Consider the following 20,166-nt stretch of genomic DNA (forward strand, 5'->3'; position numbering starts at 1 on the left):
CGAAAATCGATTCCGATTTTCGGGGCCGATGCGGTAGATGACGGCTTTGACCGCGGACCGTCAACATTCTTTCTGTCTTTTCGCTGCCTTTGCGTGGAATTTACGACGGAGGCCGGTTATTTCGCGGCGTCGTCGTGAAAATGGTTATAGACCTGCCTTGCGACAGCTTCCGATATGCCTTCCACCGTCATCAGGTCGGAGAGAGCCGCGCGCGAAACCGCCTTCGCCGTGCCGAAATGTTGAAGCAGCGCCCGTTTGCGCGACGGCCCGATGCCGCCGATCTCGTCGAGCGGGTTCTTGACCATTTCCTTCTTGCGCCGTGCCCGGTGCGAGCCGATCGCAAAACGGTGCGCCTCATCGCGCATGCGCTGGATGAAGTAGAGCACCGGGTCGCGCGGCGGCAGGGTGAAGCTCTCTCGCCCCGGCGGAAAGAAGCGTTCGCGCCCGGCATCGCGGTCGACACCCTTGGCAATGCCGATCGCCATGACGCTGTCGGTGATGCCGAGCTCGGCGAGGATGGCGCGCACGGCGGTCATCTGCCCCTGGCCGCCGTCGATCAGGATCACGTCGGGCCAGGCGGGGAAGGGCATATCGGCGGCGTCGGCGGCAGCTGCCTGCGCCGTCCGGTCGGGAATGCCTTCCTCCTTGATCAGCCGCGAGAAGCGCCGCGTCATCACCTCCTTCATCATGCCGAAGTCGTCGCCGGGGGTGATGTCGGTCGATTTGATGTTGAACTTGCGGTATTGGTTCTTCACGAAGCCTTCCGGCCCCGCCACCACCATGCCGCCGACGGCATTGGTGCCCATGATGTGCGAGTTGTCGTAGATCTCGATGCGCTGCGGCACATAGGCAAGCCGGAAGGTCTCCTTGAAGCCTTCCAGCAGCCGCGATTGTGATGCCGTTTCGGCAAGCTTTCGCCCATGCGCTTCGCGCGCATTGCCGATGACGTGCTCGACGAGGTCGCGCTTCTCGCCGCGCTGCGGCACGAGGATGGAAACCTTGTGCCCGGCCTTTTCGCTGAGCGCCGCCGCGAGCAATTCCAGTTCCTCGACCGTTTCCGACAGCATGATCTGTTTCGGCACCGGCTTGTCGTCATAGAATTGCGCGAGGAAGGCGTTCAGCACCTCGGCGCTGGAAAGCTGCGGGTCGGCCTTCGGGAAATAGGCCCGGTTGCCCCAGTTCTGGCCGGTGCGGAAGAAGAACACCTGGATGCAGGAGACGCCGCCTTCGTGATGAATGGCGAAGACGTCAGCCTCTTCGACACCGGCGGGGTTGATGCCCTGATGGCTCTGCACATGCGAAAGTGCGGCCAGACGGTCGCGATAGATCGCCGCCCGCTCGAAATCGAGGTTCTCGGCCGCCTGGTTCATGGCTTCCGCCATGTGCGACTTCACCTTCTGGCTCTTGCCGGAGAGGAAGTCTTTCGCCTCCTGCACCAGTTCGGCGTAACCCTCGTCGCTGACCTCGTGCGTGCACGGCCCGGAACAGCGCTTGATCTGATAGAGCAGGCAGGGCCGGGTGCGCGTTTCGAAGACGCTGTCTGTGCAGGTGCGGATCAGGAAGGCGCGCTGCAGCGAGTTGATCGTACGCCCGACCGCGCCGGCCGAAGCGAAAGGCCCGAAATAGTCACCCTTGCGCGCCCTTGCGCCGCGATGCTTGAAGATGGCGGGTGCCCGGTGATCGCCGGTGATGAGGATATACGGAAACGACTTGTCGTCGCGCAGCAGCACGTTGAAACGCGGCCGCAAGCGCTTGATCAGATTCGCTTCCAGCAGCAGTGCTTCGGTTTCCGTGCGCGTCGTGACGAATTCCATGTTCGCCGTCTGGCGGACCATCTGGGCGATGCGGTTGGAATGCACGCGGCCGACGGCATAATTGCCGACGCGCTTCTTCAGGCTGCGCGCCTTGCCGACATAAAGCACGTCGCCGTCGGCATTGAACATGCGGTAGACGCCCGGGCTGTTCGGCAGGCGCTTGACGAATTCGCCGATCAGATCCGCGCCGATGAGGCCGGTCTCGTTGAGGCTGCCCGCATTCCAGTCGACGGCTGCCGCGAGCGGCGAGGCGGAAACATCGCCTTCCACCTCGATATCGTCTTCATTCTCGTCCGTATCGTCGTAGAGAACGCCGCCATCCGGCAGCTTTCGTCCGTTCATTCCGTAATCTCCGCCACATCGGGCGTCTGCCAGGCAAGGTGCTGGCCGCCGTCGAGGGCAATCATCTGGCCGGTGATCGAGGGCGTGTCGTAAAGGAAGCGAATCGTTTGTCCGAATTCCTCCAGGGCCGGCCCTCGCTGCAAGATAAGGGCTGAGACCTGCGCTTGGAAGTCCTCCAGCGCCTGCCGCTCGCTTGGCATCGATGGACCGGGGCCGATGGCGTTGACGCGGATGCGTGGCGCCAATGCCTGGGCGAGCGTCTGTGTCGCCGTCCACAGCGCGGACTTGGAGAGCGTATAGGAATAGAAGCTGGGCCTCAGCGCCCAGACCCGCTGGTCGATGATGTTGACGATCAGTCCCGCTGCCTCGGCGGGCATCTGCTGCGCAAAGGCGGCTGCCAGGATCGAGGGCGCACGCACATGCAGGTCGAAGTGCAAGGCCCATGTGGCGGCGTTGAAACTGCGGGCGGAATCATGCTGGAAGACCGACGCATTGTTGACGAGCAGGTCAAGCGGCCCGAGGGCTTCGGACGCCTTTGCAATGAGCTCGCCCGTCTCGCCGATATCGGTGAGATCGGCCTGCAGCGCGATCGCCCTTTGCCCCTTTCGCCGCAATTCCGCCGCCAGCTCCTCGGCCTCGCCAACGGAGCCGTTGGCATGGATCGCAACGGAAAAGCCATTTGCAGCAAGGTCTTCGGCGATTGCCCGGCCTATTCTCTTGGCAGCCCCTGTTATGAGGGCTGAGCGAAGTCTTTTGTGGTTCAAAATCCTGCCTTCTGATCCCGCGAGTCTGTGTGCAACCTATATAAGGGCCGGCGGAGATTATATAAATAGGCGGTCGTGGTTGCGTCGGTGGCCGGGATATTCTATGTATTATTTAATAATGTGATTTCTTAAAATAAGTAATTTAAGTTTAACCATTCAGTAGGGTTAATGAAGTGTATGTTGCTTCAAAGCAACATCGAATTTCGGCCATGTGGCAGCCACAATGATATCACAATTTGGCTCTTTCAAATCCGCAATTCAGTTCCAATTTCAGTCTCGATCCGGAAGGGACATCTGGCAAATTTCCCGCCGATGCTTCGCTGAGAGACAGTGATCAAGCGGTGCGGGACTGAAAGGAGAAAAGTATGCGTGTACTCATTGCTGGCCTCATGGCCTCCGCTTTTGCAATTGCGGGCATTTCGGCAGCTCAGGCGGCTGATGCCGTCGATCAGGTTCCGGAAGCACCGGTTGCCCAGGACGCCCCGGTCACGCCGGCCGGCAACTGGGAGGGCTTCTACCTCGGCGGCGCCGGCACCTACAACATGGGTGACTTCGGTTCCGATCGCCACACCTACGGCTTCGGCGGCCAGGTCTTCACTGGCTACAACTGGCAGCAGGGCCAGATCGTTTACGGCGTTGAATCCGATCTCGGCTACAGCGGCGACGACGTCTCTTCGGGCGGCGTTGAGAACAAGTATGGCTGGAACGGCTCCGTCCGTGGCCGCGTCGGCTACGACATGAACCCCTTCCTGCTCTACGGCACGGCTGGTCTTGCCATCGGCGACGTCAAGGTTTCCGACGACACCTCGTCCGAAAGCAAGACGAACTTCGGCTACACGGTCGGCGCCGGTGTCGAAGCCTTCGTGACCAACAACATCACGACGCGCCTGGAATATCGCTACACCGATTACCAGAGCAAGGACTACGACCTCGACTCCGGCAGCTTCTCGCGCGGTTACGACGAGAACAGCGTCAAGCTCGGTATCGGCGTCAAGTTCTAAGCCGACAGCATATCCAGAAATAAAGAAGCCGGGCACGTTGCCCGGCTTTTTGCTGTTTGGTCGTCAGTCGCAGGCGCCCTGTGCCGAGGCGCGGATCAGGCGCTTGCCTTGAGTTCGCGATGGGCGGGGAATTTCTTTTCGAACTGCGCCAGCCAGTCGATCAGCGGCGCATGATCGGTTTCCCACTGATCCTTGAAGCGCAGGTCGAGATAATCGAGCGTGGCGGCGAGCGCGAAGTGTCCGCCGTTCAGGCTCTTGCCCAACTTCGGCGGGTTGGCGCCGAGATGAGCAAGCCCGGCCGTCGCCTTCTTCCATTGCCGGTCAATCCAGGGCTGGTGAACCTTTTCTTCGTCGCGGAAGCGCCGCTCGTAGACGATCGCGAGCAGGCAATCGCAGATCCCGTCGCAGAGCGCTTCGAGAACTTCGGCATCCGTGCGCTTGCCCTTCTTGGAAGGGTAGAGCCCGCCCTTCGTCAGCCGATCGAAATAATGCATGATCGCCACGCTGTCGAAGATCGAGGCGCCGTCATCGGTCAGAAGCGTGGGAATTTTGCCGAGCGGATTGTTGTCCACCAGGATCGCCGGCCCGGTATTGGTATCGACCCGGATGGCGTCCAGCTCGATGTCAAGATAATGCGCCGCCATCCTGACTTTGCTGGAATAGGGCGAGGCGGGTGAACAAAGCAGCTTCATGGAACACCTGATGAAATTTGAGATCTGTAGGCGGGACTGTTCCCGAAACTAGCGCAATAAGCCCAAAATCGGAATCGATTCTCGGAGATCAATCGTCCTTGACCGCCTTGTTCTCGCCGCGCAGCCAGAAGGCGCGGTGCGAGGCGAAGCGGTCCTGCGCCAGGTGGTCCTTCAAGGCCGGCAGCATCTGATGCAACTCGTCCTTCAGCGTGAAGGGCGGATTGACGATGACGAGGCCGGAGCCCGTCAATCCTGTCATCCCGCGGTCGCTGCGAACGGTCAGCTCGGCGCAGAGCATTTTCGCAATGTCGAGCGCCTGCAGCGTCTCGTGGAATTCCTTGATCGGCGCGCCCTTCTTCAGCGGATACCATAGGCAGTAAGTGCCGCCGGGAAAGCGGCGATAGGCCTTTTCCAACCCCCTGGCCAGGCGCTCATATTCATCTTCTTCCTCGAAGGGCGGATCGACGAGCACGATACCGCGCTTCTCCTTCGGCGGCAGATGCGCGCCGAGCGCCAGCCAGCCGTCGAGTTCCGTGACGCGGGCGTGGTGATCGCCTTCGAACAGCCGGTGCAGGCGGGCGAAGTCTTCGGGATGCAGTTCCATCGCCGACAGCCGGTCCTGCGGGCGGAACAGCATGCGCGCAAGCTTCGGCGACCCGGGATAAAAGCGGATGCCGCCCTCCGGATTGAGCTCGCGGATCGCCGAGAGGTAGGGCTCCAGCAGTTCGGAAACCTGGGCCCCGAGGTCTGCCTCCATCAATTTTCCGATGCCATCCTGCCACTCTCCGGTCTTTTGCGCTTCTTCGGAGGAGAGGTCGTAGAGCCCGATGCCGGCATGGGTGTCGAGCACCCGGAAGGCGCCCTCCTTCTTCTGCATGTAGCGGATCAGCCGCGCCAGAACGGCGTGCTTGAGCACATCGGCAAAATTGCCCGCGTGGTAGATGTGGCGGTAGTTCATTTTCGCTGATGTCCGTATGAATTCGCGTCATGGGGAGCTTTTGTGGCTTTTGGCCATTCAAGGCTTGGCATATACAAATGCCATGAACATTGCGACCCCCATCCACGCCAAATCCCCCAAGCTGGACAGCAAGGTCGGCCACACGGCCTGTCCGCACGACTGTCCTTCCACATGCGCGCTCGAGGTCGAGATATCAGAGGATGGCCGCATCGGCCGCCTGCGCGGCGCGGGCGATCACTCCTATACATCAGGCGTCATCTGCGCCAAAGTCGCTCGCTATGCCGAGCGGCTCTATCATCCTGACCGCCTGATGCATCCGCTGCGCCGCGCCGGCGCCAAGGGGGCAGGGCAGTGGCAGCAGATATCCTGGGAAGATGCGCTGGATGAGATCGCCGAAGCCTTCGTGAGGGCCGAGGCCAAAGACGGCAGCGAGGCGATCTGGCCCTATTTCTACGCCGGCACCATGGGCTGGGTGCAGCGTGACTCGATCGATCGTTTGCGCCACGCCAAGCGCTACTCCGGCTTCTTCTCCTCGATCTGCACCAACCCCGCCTGGACCGGCTTCACCATGGCGACCGGCGTGCTGCGTGGTCCCGACCCACGCGAGATGGGCCGCACCGATTGCGTCGTCATCTGGGGCACCAATGCGGTGTCCACCCAGGTCAACGTGATGACCCACGCGATCAAGTCGCGCAAAGAGCGCGGGGCCAAGATCGTCGTCATCGACATCTATGACAATCCGACGATGAAGCAGGCCGACATGGCCTTGATCGTCAGGCCCGGCACCGACGCGGCACTTGCCTGCGCCGTCATGCATATCGCCTTCCGCGACGGCTATGCCGATCGCCAATACATGGCTAGATATGCCGACGATCCGGCCGGTCTCGAAGCGCATCTGAAGACCAAGACGCCGCAATGGGCTGCCGATATCACCGGACTTTCCGTCGAGGAGGTCGAAGCCTTCGCCCGCCTCGTCGGCACGACGAAGAAGACCTTCTTCCGGCTGGGCTACGGCTTCACCCGCCAGCGCAACGGCGCGGTCGCCATGCATGCCGCCGCCTCGGTCGCCACCGTTCTCGGCTCCTGGCAATATGAGGGCGGCGGCGCCTTCCATTCGAACAGCGATATCTTCCGCATGAACAATGTGGAGCTGACCGGCCGGTCGATGAAGGATGGCGACATCCGCATGCTCGATCAGTCGCAGATCGGCCGCGTGCTGACCGGCGATGCAGTGGCGCTGCGTCATCGCGGCCCGGTCACGGCCATGCTGATCCAGAACACCAATCCCGCCAACATCGCCCCAGAACAGCGCCTCGTCAGACGCGGTTTTGCCCGCGACGACCTGTTCGTCGCCGTCCATGAGCAGTTCATGACCGAAACGGCGGAGATCGCCGATATCGTGCTGCCCGCGACGATGTTCGTCGAGCATGACGATATCTACCGGGCCGGCGGCCAGAACCACATCCTGCTGGGGCCGAAGCTGGTCGAGCCGCCGCCGACCGTGCGCACCAATCTCTTCGTCATCGAGGAACTGGCAAAACGCCTCGGCGTCGCCGATCGCCCGGGTTTCGGTTTCACCGCCCGCGAAATGATCGACCGCATCCTGAAATCGAGCGACCTGCCGGACTACGACCACTTCCTCGAACACAAATGGTTCGATCGCCAGCCGGCTTTCGAGGAGGCGCATTTCCTGAACGGCTTCGCCCATCCGGACGGCAAGTTTCATTTCCGGCCGGACTGGATCAACCAGCCGGCGCCGAATAAGCCGCCGGCTGCGATCGGCGTGCTTGGGCCGCATGCCGAGCTGCCCGCTTTTCCCGATCAGGTCGATGTCATCGAAGTGGCCGATCCCGAGCATCCCTTCCGTCTCGCCACATCGCCGGCGCGCAATTTCCTGAATTCGAGCTTCTCCGAGACCAAGACCTCGCGTCAGAAGGAAGGCCGTCCCGAGGTGATGATCAATCCTGTCGATGCCGAAGCCAATGGCATCGTTCATGGTGATCTCGTCCGCATCGGCAACGGCCGCGGCGCTCTGCGCATCCACGCCCGCATCACGACTGAAGTGAAGCCGGGCGTGCTGATCGCCGAGGGTCTCTGGCCGAACAAGGCGCATATCGACGGCGAGGGCATCAACGTCCTGACCGGCGCCGATCCGGTCGCGCCTTATGGCGGCGCGGCCGTGCACGACAACAAGGTCTGGCTTCGCAAGGACACGGTATGATGCAGCCGAAATCACGGGTGAAGATCGTCGGCGAGGAGATCCTGTCGAATGGGTGGACGCGGCTGAGCAGCTATCTGCTCGACTACATCGACCGCAAGGGCGCGACCCAGCGACTGAAGCGGGAGGTCTACCACCGCACGCCGGCCGCCTGCATCCTGCTCTATGATCCGAAACGCGATCTCGTCGTTCTCGTGCGCCAGTTCCGTCTCGCCGTTCATCTGAACGGCGATCCCGCATGGATGATCGAGGTGCCGGCCGGCCTTCTTGACGACGACCATCCCGAACAGGCGATCCGTCGCGAGGCGATGGAGGAGACCGGTTATCTGCTGCGCGATGCCCGTTTCCTCTTCAAATCCTATACCGCGCCCGGCGCCATCACCGAAGTCGTCCATTTCTTCGCAGCGCTCATCGACACTGCCGATCGCGTCGCCGAAGGCGGGGGCCTGGATGAGGAGCACGAGGATATCGAGGTTCTGGAGATTCCGCTGGACGAGGCGACCCGGATGATCGAAACCGGTGAGATCTTTGACACCAAGACGATCGTGCTGCTGCAATGGGCAGCCTTGAACAGGCACAAAATTCGATAGCGGATGAGGCGGTCTTCGGGCGGTTTGGCAGTTGAGCCCATGACGTTTCCGCATTGAGAGAATAGCGCTTACTTTTTTCATACGAATGTCATGGAGCGGTTCTATCCGCTGGGGCTTGTCAATCATCGGATCGGTCAGGAGAAAGCCCATGTGGCTCAGCAATTTTACGCTCGTTCTGCCAAACGAGGTGGTGGGTGAAGGTTCCGTGCGTGTCGAGGATGGCGCCATCGCCGAGATCCGGCCGGAACCGGTTGCCGGTGCCGTCATCGATGGCGGCGGGCGGCTGCTGATGCCAGGTTTCGTCGATCTGCACGGCGACATGATCGAGCGCGAGATCGCGCCGCGGCCGAATGCGACGATGCCGATCGATTTCGGCATTCACGAACTCGACAAGAAGCTTGCCGCCGCCGGCGTCACGACGGCATTTGCCGCCGTCTCCTTCGCGACCGAAAGCGTCTACGGCCACGTCCGCTCGCTGGAGACGACATCGGCGGTGATCGAGGGCATCAATCGGTTGCGCGACGATCTCCTGATCGACCACCGCGTCCACGCTCGCTACGAAATCACCAATGTCGGTGCCGCTCCGGCGCTTGAGCGTTTGCTGAACGCCGATCAGATCGACATGGTTTCGCTGACCGATCACACGCCGGGCCAGGGCCAGTACAACAACCTGCAGAGCTACATCCTCAGCATTTCCGAGCGCCGCGCCATCTCCGAGGAAATGGCGGCCGAGATCGTCGCCAAACGCATCGCTATGCGCAATAACCCCGAAATCGAGGCGAAGCTAAAGGAGATCGTCGCGCTGTCGCTGAAGCACAAGCTGTCGCTGGCCTCGCATGATGACGACAGCGTCGAGAAGGTTGCCGAAATGCACGATCTCGGCGTCACCATCAGCGAGTTTCCGGTGACCGCGCCCGCCGCCGAAGAGGCGCGCCGCCGCGGCCTCTGGACGCTGATGGGCGCGCCGAACGCGTTGCGCGGCCAGTCGATGTCGGGCAATCTCAGCGCGCTCGATGCCGCTAGGGCCGGCCTGCTCAGCGTCATCGCCGCCGATTATCATCCGGCCGCCTTCGTGCCCGGCATCTTCAAGCTTGCGGAGATGGTGAAAGGCGGCCTGCCCGCCGCCGTCGCCATGGCGACCGGCAATGCCGCCCGTTCGGCCGGCCTTCAGGATCGCGGCGAAATCGCCATCGGCCAGCGTGCCGATCTCGTGGCGGTCGAACCCGGCGACATCAACCGCATCCGCGCCACCTTCCGCGCCGGCCGCTTCGTCTACAGCGACGGCACGCTGCATCCGTTGCGGGCGCTGGCGGCTTAGGTGCAACGCAAGCGATTCGTCCAGCTGTGTGAGCCGCGTTCGATTGGTCGTGACGATGTGTGGGAATGGCCAAAGCGGATTGCTCCGGTTTTTCCATTATCGCGCGATTTAGCGCTGCAATGGCGGGCATTGACCCCGATTTGTCGACACGGTCCTGCTGCCAGCAGCGGGATCCCTCAACAATATTAAAACTTTAGCGCCCGTTGCGATAATTAATTCAGCCTCCGTGGGTACTATCAACTCAAGGGAGAAAAGGTCGCGCGGACCTTTCAAGGAAGAGTAGGAATCATGCGACACGTCTCGGCTGACCGAAACCTGAGCAAGAGTGGACAATAGGCTGTGGCCGATGATTTAGCCCGTTCGGCATTCTACGAAACAACGGACCTTGGTGCTAACGATGCCTCGTACCTCGCCAGCCGGGGAAACGAGGTGAAGGACCACTTTGTCTTTCTCGACGAGCTTCGGGGAATAGCTGCGCTGTCGGTGGTTCTTTTGCATGCCAGCCAGACCTTTGGATTCGGCCTTGCTTCCTACGCCTATCTAGCCGTGGATTTCTTCTTTTGCCTGAGCGGCTTCGTGCTGGCAAATGCCTACGATCAAAAACTGAAGTCGGGCGTTCTGCGAAGCCCGATGTTCCTCCTGAAACGCATGGTGCGGCTTTACCCGATGATCGTCGCCGGCGTTGCCTTGGGCGTTGTCACCTTGCAAGTCGCTTACGCGCCATGGATTCCTCTCGCGGATGTCTCGGTTCTTGCCGTCGGCGCATTACTGTTATTGCCCTTGGGGTTTCTGGTGGGGCAAGAGGCCTTCGCGATCAATAATCCGCTTTGGTCCATCTTTTTTGAGATCGTGGCAGGCGTAATTTATGGATTGGTTGCTCGCCGACGAATTCATCGTTGGCATGAGATAGCGGCTCTCGGGTTATTGGCGGCGGCGCTTTTCGTCGTTGTTTCGTTCGAAGGCACTATCGGGCCTGTTGGATTTGGGAACTGGCGAGCGTTCTTCGAAGGACTTGTCAGGGTCGGCTTTTCGTTCCTCGCTGGCGTCTTGATCTTCCGCTGGCAGATCGTTCACCGTATTGCGGCGGTACGACCGCAAATCCCGCTTTTCATCCTGATCACAGTTCTATTTTTCCCGTTTGCCGTCCCTAGAGAAATCTACGACTTCGTCTGCATCGCTGTCATTATACCGATCGTAGTTGCGCTCGCGGCCGCAGTTCCGCGTAGTGGGGAACAGCCATTCGCGGCCTACCTTGGGCAACTGTCCTATCCTCTTTACGTCGTCCATTTTCCTGTTATTCAGCTTGGCTCTTATTTCCAGAACGTCACAAACAGCTTTATTCCTTTGCCGATCACCGTGAGTTGCACGTTCTTGGCTGCTATTGGTGGGGCACATTTTCTGTCCACCCAGTTCGATAAACCCATTCGCGCTTATCTAAGCCGCAAGTTTTCTCTGAACTAATTCACGCCCGGTCGCCGATCAGCGAGATGAGCTGGACCTTGGGGGCAACCGCCGAGGCCTCGGCGCCGACGGCTTTGCCGCCTTCCATCGCCACGCGGCCTTCGGCAAAGAGCTGCAGCGCCTGCGGATAAATCTGGTGTTCGACGGTGAGCACGCGCGCCGCAAGGCTTTCGGCCGTATCGCCGGAAAGGACCGGTACGGCGGCCTGGCCGATCACCGGCCCCTCGTCCATGCCTTCGGTGACGAAATGCACCGTGCAGCCGGCGATGCGCATGCCGGCATCGATGGCGCGCTGATGGGTATGCAGGCCAGGAAACAGCGGCAGCAGGGAAGGGTGGATGTTGAGCATGCGGCCTTCATAACGCTGGATGAAGGTCGCCGTCAGCAGTCGCATGTAGCCCGCCAGGCAGAGGATGTCGGGCGAAAGCTCGTCTAGCGCGGAAAAGATCGCCGCCTCATGCGCTTCCTTGCTGGCATAGTCCTTGCGGGGGAAGGCGAAGGTGGCGATGCCCTCGGCGGCCGCCTTGGCCAGCCCGCCGGCATCCGCCTTGTCTGATATTACGCCGACGATTTCGGCCGGATAGTCGGCCGCTTTCGCCGCCGCGACCAGCGCCATCATGTTGGAGCCGCCGCCGGAGATGAGGACGACGACGCGTTTGCGCGGCGCGCTCATATGGCAAGCGTACCCTTATAGACCGTGCCGGCAGCGCCTTCGGCGCGGGCAATCATGCGGCCAAGCGTGACGACCTTTTCGCCTTCGGCTTCGAGCGCCTGCGATACCGTGGCGGCATTCTCTTCAGCGACGACGACGATCATGCCGACGCCGCAGTTGAAGGTGCGCAGCATTTCCTTGGCCTCGACGCCGCCCATCTTGGCGAGCCACGAGAAGACCGGCGGGACCTTGACGGCGGCAAGATCGATCTCGGCCGCCAGATGCTTCGGCAGGACACGTGGAATATTTTCCGGGAAGCCGCCGCCGGTAATGTGGGCGAGCGCCTTCAACGCACCCGTCTCACGGACCGCCTTCAGCAGCGGCTTCACATAGATGCGGGTCGGCTCCAGCAGCGCTTCGCCAAGCTTCTTGCCTTCGGCGAATGGCGCCGGCGCATCCCAGCCGAGGCCGGAGAGTTCGACGATTTTGCGCACCAGCGAGAAGCCGTTGGAATGGACGCCCGAGGAGGCAAGGCCGAGGATCACGTCACCCTCGGCAATATCGCCGGAGGGCAGCAGCCTGCCGCGTTCGGCCGCACCGACGGCAAAACCGGCGAGATCGTAGTCGCCGGAGGAATACATGCCCGGCATTTCGGCCGTCTCGCCGCCGATCAGCGCACAGCCCGCCTCGCGGCAGCCGGCGGCAATGCCGCCGACGATCGCGGCACCCTGGTCGGGGTCGAGCTTACCGGTCGCGAAGTAATCGAGGAAGAACAGCGGCTCGGCGCCCTGGACCACGAGATCGTTAACGCACATAGCGACGAGATCGATGCCGACGGTGTCGTGATAATCCGCGTCGATCGCGATCTTCAGCTTGGTGCCGACGCCGTCATTGGCGGCGACGAGAACCGGATCGGTAAAGCCCGCTGCCTTGAGGTCGAAGAGCCCGCCGAAGCCGCCGATTTCGCCGTCGGCGCCGGGACGGCGCGTCGAGCGCACCGCCGGCTTGATCTTCTCGACGAGGAGGTTGCCGGCATCGATGTCGACGCCCGCGTCGCTGTAGGTCAGGCCGTTTTTCCCAGACTGGCTCATGCTGGTCTCCGATGGCTGTTTTTCAGGCGGTCAACATGCCGCGTCATCTGCCGGTCGCAATTGCATGACAGGGGCGTTTATGCAAGCGCTGCATGGGAAAAGCCCCCAATTTCCCGCGTCTTCAGCCGGCATTTTCCGGAATTGCCGCGACAGGGTTGACCATCTTTGCGCCTGCATCCTATGTGCTGATGACCGCGTCGGAGAAGACGCGGCGTTTAGCGGCGGCGAGCGATCAGCGGGGAAGCGATGCCACAGCAAGTCAGCGGCAACAGTTTGAAGCGCCAGATCTTCTTCTGGCTGGCCGTGCTCGTCTTCTTCATTGCCTTTCTTTATGTCTTCAGCTCGATCCTGCTGCCTTTCATCGCCGGCATGGCGATCGCCTATTTCCTCGATCCGGTGGCAGACAGGCTGCAACGGCTGGGCCTGAGCCGCATGATGGCGACGATCGTCATCCTGATCGCCTTCGTCATCACCTTCACCCTGGCGCTGATGATCCTCATTCCCGTGCTCGTCAGCCAGTTCAACGATTTCGCCGAGCGGCTGCCGGGCTATATCAGCCAGCTGCAGCAGTTCATCGATAATTCGAAAAATTCGCTGCTGCCGGAATGGGTCAGGAGCCAGGCCGGCGCGATCAAGGATAATTTCTCCGGCATCCTCTCGGAGGGCATGGGCTTCTTGACCGGGCTCTTCGCGCAGATCTGGAATTCCGGCAAGGCGATCGTCGACGTCATATCGCTGCTCGTCGTCACGCCAGTCGTCGCCTTTTACATCCTGCTCGACTGGGACCGCATGGTCTCCAAGGTCGATCAGTGGATCCCGCGCGACTACGTCGCCGATGTCCGCCAGATCGCCAAGGAGATCGATCAGGCGATCGCCGGTTTCATTCGCGGCCAGGGCTCGCTCTGCCTCATCCTCGGCATCTATTATGCCGCCGGGCTCTCCCTCGTCGGCCTGAATTTCGGCCTGCTGATCGGTCTCTTTGCCGGCATGATCAGTTTCATTCCTTATGTCGGCTCGCTGGTCGGCCTCGTTCTGTCCGTCGGCGTGGCGCTCGTGCAGTTCTGGCCGGATTATCCCTGGATCGGCCTGGTGCTCGTCGTCTTCTTCAGCGGCCAGTTCCTGGAAGGCAATATCCTGCAGCCGAAGCTCGTCGGCTCCAGCGTCGGTCTGCATCCGGTCTGGCTGATGTTTGCGCTTTTCGCCTTCGGCGCGCTTTTCGGCTTCGTCGGTCTTCTGGTCGCCGTGCCGGCTGCCGCCGCGGTCGGCGTTCTTGTCCGTTTCGCGCTTTCACGCTACCTTCAGAGCGATCTTTATTTTGGCGGGTCGCCTGGCACTCGCGCCCGGAAGACGAAATCAGTTCCCAATGAATGACGTGAAGAATGCTGCGCTGAAGCGCAAGGCCGCAGAGCAGTTGTCGCTGCTCTTTTCGCACGATGCCGCTAGCGGCCGTGACGATCTCCTGATCTCGGAGCGTCTTGCCGCCGCCGTTTCCATCGTCGATGCCTGGCCGGAATGGCCGTCGCCGGTCGTGGTGCTCGCCGGCCCCGTCGGCTCGGGAAAATCCCATCTCGCCCGCATCTGGAGCGAGTTGAGCGGCGCCGTCAGCATCCATCCCGGGCTTGGCTCGGACGCCGCGGTTGCCGCAGCCGCCGGCCCGGTGCTGTTCGAGGATGCCGACCGCCAGGGCTTTGACGACAACGCGCTCTTCCACGTCATCAACAGCGTGCGCGAAAACGGCACCAGCCTGTTGATAACAAGCCGTCTCTGGCCGATGTCCTGGCCGGTTCAACTGCCCGATCTGCGTTCTCGCCTCAAGGCTGCGACCGTCGTCGAAATCGGCGAGCCCGATGAGGCGCTGCTGTCGCAGGTGATCGTCAAGCTCTTCGCCGACCGGCAGCTTTATATAGATGACAAACTCGTGCTCTATATCGTCAACCGGATGGAACGGTCGCTCAACGCGGCCCAGACGATCGTCGAAAGGCTGGACCGGCTGGCCCTGTCTCGGGGCACGAAAATCACCCGGTCTCTTGCTGCCGAAGTATTGAATGAATTGGGAAATTCGGAACCGGCCGATTGACTGTCACAGTTCCGTCGTGAAACTGATATATTCGCCGTCGCGATTGGAAACGGGGGAAGCGGATCATGGACAGCGCAGTCGCAGAAAATCAGGAAGCTTTCCCTCAGACTAACGACAACATCCCCCCGCTGGAAGAGCTGCTCACGAGCCCCGAGCGCTTCATCAACCGCGAATTCTCCTGGCTGCAGTTCAACCGCCGCGTCCTCGAAGAGACGCTGAATACCGAGCATCCGCTGCTCGAGCGGGTTCGCTTCCTGTCGATCTCGGCCGCAAACCTCGATGAGTTCTTCATGGTGCGCGTTGCCGGCCTCGAAGGCCAGGTGCGCCAGAACATCGCCATACGCAGCCCCGACGGCAAGACGCCGGCCGAACAGCTCGACTCGATCTTGCAGGAGATCGACCATCTGCAGATGGAGCAGCAGGCCTCGCTCGCCGTGCTGCAGCAATATCTCGCCAAGGAAGACATTCTGATCGTGCGGCCCGGCGCCCTGAGCGAGGCCGATCGCCAGTGGCTGGCAAACGAGTTCGAACAGTCGATCTTCCCGGTTCTGACGCCTTTGTCGATCGATCCGGCCCATCCATTCCCGTTCATTCCGAATCTCGGTTTCTCAATCGGCCTGCAGCTCGTCAGCAAGAGCGGCCGCGAGCCGATGACGGCGCTGCTACGCCTGCCGCCGGCGCTCGATCGCTTCGTCCGTCTGCCGGATGACGCAGGCACCATTCGCTACATCACGCTCGAAGATGTCGCCAATATCTTCATCCACCGGCTCTATCCGGGTTACGAGGTGCAGGGTTCCGGTACGTTCCGCGTCATCCGAGACAGCGATATCGAAGTCGAGGAAGAGGCCGAAGATCTCGTCCGCTTCTTCGAAACGGCGCTGAAGCGCCGCCGCCGCGGCAAGGTGATCCGCATCGAGACCGACTCCGAAATGCCGGCCTCGCTGCGCCAGTTCGTCGTCCAGGCGCTGAGCATTCCCGACAATCGCGTCGCCGTTCTGCCTGGCCTTCTGGCGCTGAACACTCTTTCCGAGATCACCAAGGCGCCGCGCGACGATCTCAGGTTCCAGCCTTACAATGCGCGATTTCCCGAGCGCGTCCGCGAACATGCCGGCGACTGCTTCGCCGCCATCCGCGAAAAGGACATGGTCGTCCACCACCCCTACGAATCCTTCGACGTGGTGGTCCAGTTCCTTCTCCAGGCTGCGCGCGATCCTGACGTCCTGGCGATAAAGCAGACGCTCTACCGCACCTCCAACGACAGCCCGATCGTCCGCGCGCTGATCGACGCGGCCGAAGCCGGCAAGTCGGTGACGGCGCTGGTCGAGCTCAAGGCCCGCTTCGACGAAGAGGCGAATATCCGCTGGGCGCGCGACCTCGAACGCGCCGGCGTGCAGGTCGTCTTCGGCTTCATCGAGCTCAAGACCCACGCCAAGATGTCGATGGTCGTCCGCCGCGAGGAAGGCAAGCTCAGGACCTATTGCCACCTGGGAACCGGCAACTACCACCCGATCACCGCCAAGATCTATACCGATCTCTCCTATTTCACCTGCAATCCCGTCATCGCCCACGACATGGCGAACATCTTCAACTTCATCACCGGCTACGGCGAGCCTGAAGAAGGCATGCAGCTCGCCATCTCGCCCTATACGATGCGCCCGCGCATCCTGCGCCACATCGAGGAAGAGATTCAGCACGCCAGGAACGGCGCGCCGGCTGCGATCTGGATGAAGATGAACGCGCTCGTCGATCCCGACATCATCGACGCGCTCTATCGCGCTAGCCATGCCGGCGTCGAGATCGATCTCGTCGTGCGCGGCATCTGCTGCCTGCGTCCGCAGGTGCCCGGCCTTTCGGAAAAGATCCGTGTCAAGTCGATCGTCGGCCGCTTCCTCGAGCATAGCCGCATCTTCTGCTTCGGCAACGGCCATGGCCTGCCGTCCGACAAGGCGCTGGTTTACATCGGCTCGGCCGACATGATGCCGCGAAATCTCGACCGCCGCGTGGAAACCATGGTTCCGCTGACGAACCCGACCGTTCACGAGCAGGTCTTGTCACAGATTATGCTCGGCAACGTGATTGACAATCAGCAAAGCTACGAGATATTGCCCGACGGTACGTCGCGGCGCATGGAAGTGCGCAGAGGCGAGGAACCGTTTAATGCGCAGCAGTATTTCATGACGAATCCGAGCCTCTCAGGCCGTGGTGAAGCCTTGAAGTCCAGTGCGCCGAAGCTGATCGCCGGTCTGCTCGAAGGCCGCAACAACAAGTAAAACTGGACCTAAATGGTTGAATCTGAAGCCCAGGGGCGCCTTCCGGGGATCGCCCCGGTCTCCGTGGTCGACATTGGATCGAATTCGATTCGTCTCGTTGTCTACGAAGGCCTGTCCCGCTCGCCGACCATCCTCTTCAACGAAAAGGTCCTTTGCGGCCTCGGCAAGGGCATCGCCCTCACCGGGAAGATGGATGAGGAAAGCGTTGCGCGGGCGCTCCAGGCCCTTCACCGGTTCAAGGCTTTGTCCGATCAGGCTCGCGCCGCCACCATGTATGTGCTGGCGACCGCCGCCGCGCGCGAGGCGAGCAACGGACCGGATTTTATCCATCAGGCCGAGACGATCCTTCAGCGCCATGTTCGCGTGCTGTCGGGAGAGGAGGAGGCTCGCTTCGCCTCGCTCGGGATCATCAGCGGCTTCTTCAATCCGGACGGCATCGCCGGTGATCTCGGCGGCGGCTCCCTTGAACTGATCGATATCAGGGGCAAGGACGTCAGCAACGGCGTGACGCTGCCGCTCGGCGGCCTGCGGCTGTCCGAATATGCCGGCGGCTCGCTCTCCAAAGCGCGCACCTTTGCCCGCAAGCAGGTCAAGATGGCCAAGCTTCTCTCCAGGGGGGAGGGGCGCACATTTTATGCTGTCGGCGGCACGTGGCGAAACATTGCCAAGCTGCACATGGAGATCACCCGCTATCCACTGCATATGATGCAGGGCTACGAAGTCTCCCTCGGCGCGATGATACAGTTCCTCGATCAGGTCGTGGCCGCCAAGGATTCCAAGGAGCCCGCCTTTCAGGCTGTATCCAAGCATCGCCGCTCGCTGCTACCCTTCGGCGCCATCGCCATGCAGGAAGTGCTGACTGCAATGAAGCCTTCGGTGATTTCCTTCTCGGCGCAGGGCGTGCGCGAGGGCTATCTCTATTCCTTGCTGTCCGAATCCGAACGCAGGGCCGATCCGCTGCTGGCTGCTGCCCGTGAACTCGCCATTCTGCGTGCCCGCTCACCGGAGCATGCCCGCGAGCTGGCGGAATGGACCGGGCGCATGATGCCCTTCTTCGACGTCCAGGAAAGCGAAGAGGAAAGCCGCTATCGCCAGGCTGCCTGTCTGCTTGCCGATATCAGCTGGCGCGCCCATCCCGATTATCGCGGTCTGCAGGCGCTGAACGTCATCGCCCACTCCTCCTTCGTCGGTATCAGCCATCCCGGCCGCGCCTTCATCGCGCTCAGCAATTATTACCGTTTCGAAGGTCTGCACGACGACGGCGCCACCGGTCCGCTGGCGCAGATCGCAACACCCCAGTTCATCGACCGCGCCAAGCTCCTTGGCGGCATGCTGCGCGTCGTCTATCTCTTCTCCGCTTCGATGCCGGGGATCGTCAAGAACCTGACCTTCCGCAAGTCGTCGAACCCGGACCTCGATCTCGAATTCGTCGTGCCTCCCGAATACCGGGACTTCGCCGGCGAACGCCTGGACGGCCGCCTGCAGCAGCTGTCGCGGCTGACGAACAAGCGGCTGGCGTTCCGGTTCGACTAGGAAGGCATTCTTTCGACGGGCTCTTCTGGCTGCGCCATCCCTTCACTCTCCCTCACCAAGTCAGTTTATGCGGGGACGGGCATTATTTGCTTTTGCTGCTGTAGAGCGTCTCTGACGCGGGCGTTTGCGATGGTGATGATCTTGCGCATGATTGCGGTGAGAGCGACGCGCTTCGGCTTTGCTGCCTTGAGCAGCGCCTTATAGGCGGTAGCGATCGGACTATTGCCGCGGCAAGCAGCGAGAGCGGCGATGAAGAGGGCCGGACGGATCTGGCGTCTTCCGCCGGTGGTGCTGCGATGCCAACTGGCCTTGCCACTGTCTTTGGGATGCGGAGCCACACCGGCGAGGCTTGCGACCTGGCGGCGGTTGAGCGTGCCGAGCTCGGGCATGACGGCGAGCAGCAGCGGTACCAGAACTGGTCCGATGCCCGGCACCGACCGCAATGATTTGGCCCGCAGTGTCAGATCACGGCTTTCGCCGATCAGGCTGCTGCGCGGGGCTTTCAGGCGATTCTGCTCCTGCACCCGCATGGCGACGAGATCGAGACGGCGGGCGACGAGCAGCTCGAGCTTCTGTTGGGTCGGATTGGCCGGCTGCCAGCGCAGCAGCATTGCGGCACGGTCGCGGCCATAGCGGGACAGCCAGCGGGCGTCGATCGGGTCGTTCTTGGCGCGCTTGCCGAAGGATTTGATATAGGCGTTGACCTTGGCGGGATCGGCGCGATGGGCCGGGATGGCCAATTCCAGCAGCACGCAGAGCAAGGTATCTTCATGGCCGCCGGTGGCCTCGCAGACGGCGAGCGTGGCGGTGCCTTGATAGGGCTGCAAGGCAGTACGCAGTGCGTCGGCCTCGTTGGCAATGGTCAGGCAGCGGCCGGTGCAGCTGTCGAACAGGGTGACGGTATTGCAGGAAACGTCCAGGCCGAGGACGCACTGGATTTCGGCGAGTTCTGCCATCATAATTAGGCTCCATGCTTCGAATTGTCTGCGGGCGTGTCCTTCGGATAGCCCATTCAAGTCAGCAAGCGATGCGAAGCTGGTGCGGCAAAGTCCCTTCATGAGGTCGGTCGTTGACACCTATTCCTGTACGGGCGCTTTGTCACGTGAACCCCGGGATGGCCATCCCGGGGTTCGATCCCAGCTTCCCGGACATTAGAGCATAGATTTGAGAGACAATTTCCTGTGCTTGTCACAGGAATCCAGCCACCGCGCGTCCGCGCGGTGAATGACTCACACAACCCTTGAAGAGAGTCTCCCGCGCCCAAGGACTTGGGCGCACTGGATTCCTGTGACGAGCACAGGAATGAGGGAGGTTGAGGTAGTGCCTTGCGCAAAAAAAGGGCGGCATTTGCGTGCCGCCCTCTCCATAACTCACATCAAACTCGG

The 20,166-nt window shown here is 61.5% G+C and carries 16 protein-coding genes; 9 read left to right on the forward strand and 7 right to left on the reverse strand.

What is annotated here, in order from left to right:
• Nucleotides 1-116: 116 nt before the first annotated feature.
• Together uvrC and ATY76_RS23165 are read right to left on the reverse strand one after the other, a co-directional pair.
• Entirely contained in the window at nucleotides 117-2,156 is a 2,040-nt protein-coding gene (gene uvrC, locus ATY76_RS23160; protein WP_088677053.1) for an excinuclease ABC subunit UvrC, read from the reverse strand.
• Complete coding sequence (locus ATY76_RS23165; protein ID WP_088677054.1) at nucleotides 2,153-2,920, reverse strand: SDR family oxidoreductase; 768 nt, start codon at nucleotides 2,918-2,920, stop codon at nucleotides 2,153-2,155. The genes uvrC and ATY76_RS23165 overlap by 4 nt, the downstream gene beginning before the upstream one ends.
• A 365-nt stretch (nucleotides 2,921-3,285) precedes the next feature.
• Between ATY76_RS23165 and ATY76_RS23170 the strand changes: the two genes are divergently transcribed.
• Nucleotides 3,286-3,921, forward strand: coding sequence for an outer membrane protein (locus tag ATY76_RS23170; RefSeq protein ID WP_088677055.1), 636 nt, complete (start codon nucleotides 3,286-3,288; stop codon nucleotides 3,919-3,921).
• Nucleotides 3,922-4,016: 95 nt separating this feature from the next.
• Here the strand turns inward: ATY76_RS23170 and ATY76_RS23175 are convergent, their stop codons facing one another.
• Nucleotides 4,017-4,613 (reverse strand): glutathione S-transferase, encoded by a 597-nt coding sequence (locus ATY76_RS23175; RefSeq protein WP_088677056.1) that lies wholly within the window; start codon nucleotides 4,611-4,613, stop codon nucleotides 4,017-4,019.
• Nucleotides 4,614-4,701: 88 nt separating this feature from the next.
• The gene (locus tag ATY76_RS23180; RefSeq protein ID WP_088677057.1) at nucleotides 4,702-5,571 is read right to left on the reverse strand and encodes a 23S rRNA (adenine(2030)-N(6))-methyltransferase RlmJ; all 870 of its coding nucleotides are present in this window, start codon (nucleotides 5,569-5,571) and stop codon (nucleotides 4,702-4,704) included.
• Nucleotides 5,572-5,587: 16 nt separating this feature from the next.
• On the opposite strand from ATY76_RS23180, the gene ATY76_RS23185 reads away from it, so the two are divergent.
• The 4 genes from ATY76_RS23185 to ATY76_RS23200 all read left to right on the forward strand — a co-directional run bounded on the left by ATY76_RS23185 (nucleotide 5,588) and on the right by ATY76_RS23200 (nucleotide 11,158).
• Nucleotides 5,588-7,792, forward strand: coding sequence for a molybdopterin oxidoreductase family protein (locus ATY76_RS23185; protein ID WP_088677058.1), 2,205 nt, complete (start codon nucleotides 5,588-5,590; stop codon nucleotides 7,790-7,792).
• Nucleotides 7,789-8,379, forward strand: a complete 591-nt coding sequence (locus ATY76_RS23190; RefSeq protein ID WP_088677059.1) for an NUDIX domain-containing protein — start codon at nucleotides 7,789-7,791, stop codon at nucleotides 8,377-8,379. Before ATY76_RS23185 ends, ATY76_RS23190 begins: the two co-directional genes overlap by 4 nt.
• A gap of 148 nt (nucleotides 8,380-8,527) precedes the next feature.
• The gene (locus ATY76_RS23195) at nucleotides 8,528-9,697 is read left to right on the forward strand and encodes an alpha-D-ribose 1-methylphosphonate 5-triphosphate diphosphatase (RefSeq protein ID WP_088677060.1); all 1,170 of its coding nucleotides are present in this window, start codon (nucleotides 8,528-8,530) and stop codon (nucleotides 9,695-9,697) included.
• 339 nt (nucleotides 9,698-10,036) lie between these two features.
• The gene (locus ATY76_RS23200; protein ID WP_088677061.1) at nucleotides 10,037-11,158 is read left to right on the forward strand and encodes an acyltransferase; all 1,122 of its coding nucleotides are present in this window, start codon (nucleotides 10,037-10,039) and stop codon (nucleotides 11,156-11,158) included.
• 1 nt (nucleotide 11,159) lies between these two features.
• Here the strand turns inward: ATY76_RS23200 and purN are convergent, their stop codons facing one another.
• Both purN and purM read right to left on the reverse strand, forming a co-directional pair.
• Nucleotides 11,160-11,831, reverse strand: coding sequence for a phosphoribosylglycinamide formyltransferase (gene purN / locus ATY76_RS23205; RefSeq protein ID WP_088677062.1), 672 nt, complete (start codon nucleotides 11,829-11,831; stop codon nucleotides 11,160-11,162).
• A complete protein-coding gene (gene purM / locus ATY76_RS23210; protein ID WP_088677063.1) occupies nucleotides 11,828-12,901 on the reverse strand; it encodes a phosphoribosylformylglycinamidine cyclo-ligase in 1,074 nt (357 codons plus the stop codon). The genes purN and purM overlap by 4 nt, the downstream gene beginning before the upstream one ends.
• A gap of 246 nt (nucleotides 12,902-13,147) precedes the next feature.
• Between purM and ATY76_RS23215 the strand changes: the two genes are divergently transcribed.
• From ATY76_RS23215 to ppx, 4 genes are all read left to right on the forward strand, one after another.
• A complete protein-coding gene (locus ATY76_RS23215; protein WP_088677064.1) occupies nucleotides 13,148-14,272 on the forward strand; it encodes an AI-2E family transporter in 1,125 nt (374 codons plus the stop codon).
• The gene (hdaA, locus tag ATY76_RS23220) at nucleotides 14,265-14,978 is read left to right on the forward strand and encodes a DnaA regulatory inactivator HdaA (RefSeq protein ID WP_088677065.1); all 714 of its coding nucleotides are present in this window, start codon (nucleotides 14,265-14,267) and stop codon (nucleotides 14,976-14,978) included. Before ATY76_RS23215 ends, hdaA begins: the two co-directional genes overlap by 8 nt.
• 65 nt (nucleotides 14,979-15,043) lie before the next feature.
• Nucleotides 15,044-17,248, forward strand: coding sequence for an RNA degradosome polyphosphate kinase (locus tag ATY76_RS23225; RefSeq protein WP_088677066.1), 2,205 nt, complete (start codon nucleotides 15,044-15,046; stop codon nucleotides 17,246-17,248).
• 12 nt (nucleotides 17,249-17,260) lie between these two features.
• Nucleotides 17,261-18,781 carry an exopolyphosphatase gene (ppx, locus tag ATY76_RS23230; protein ID WP_088677067.1) on the forward strand — a complete coding sequence of 507 codons (1,521 nt, stop codon included), beginning with the start codon at nucleotides 17,261-17,263 and terminating at the stop codon, nucleotides 18,779-18,781.
• Between the two features lie 65 nt (nucleotides 18,782-18,846).
• On the opposite strand, the gene ATY76_RS23235 is transcribed toward ppx, so the two are convergent.
• Complete coding sequence (locus ATY76_RS23235) at nucleotides 18,847-19,740, reverse strand: transposase (protein ID WP_141105037.1); 894 nt, start codon at nucleotides 19,738-19,740, stop codon at nucleotides 18,847-18,849.
• Between the last annotated feature and the right edge of the window lie 426 nt (nucleotides 19,741-20,166).

The sequence above is a fragment of the Rhizobium sp. R339 genome, assembly GCF_002211395.1.
Taxonomy (GTDB): domain Bacteria; phylum Pseudomonadota; class Alphaproteobacteria; order Rhizobiales; family Rhizobiaceae; genus Rhizobium.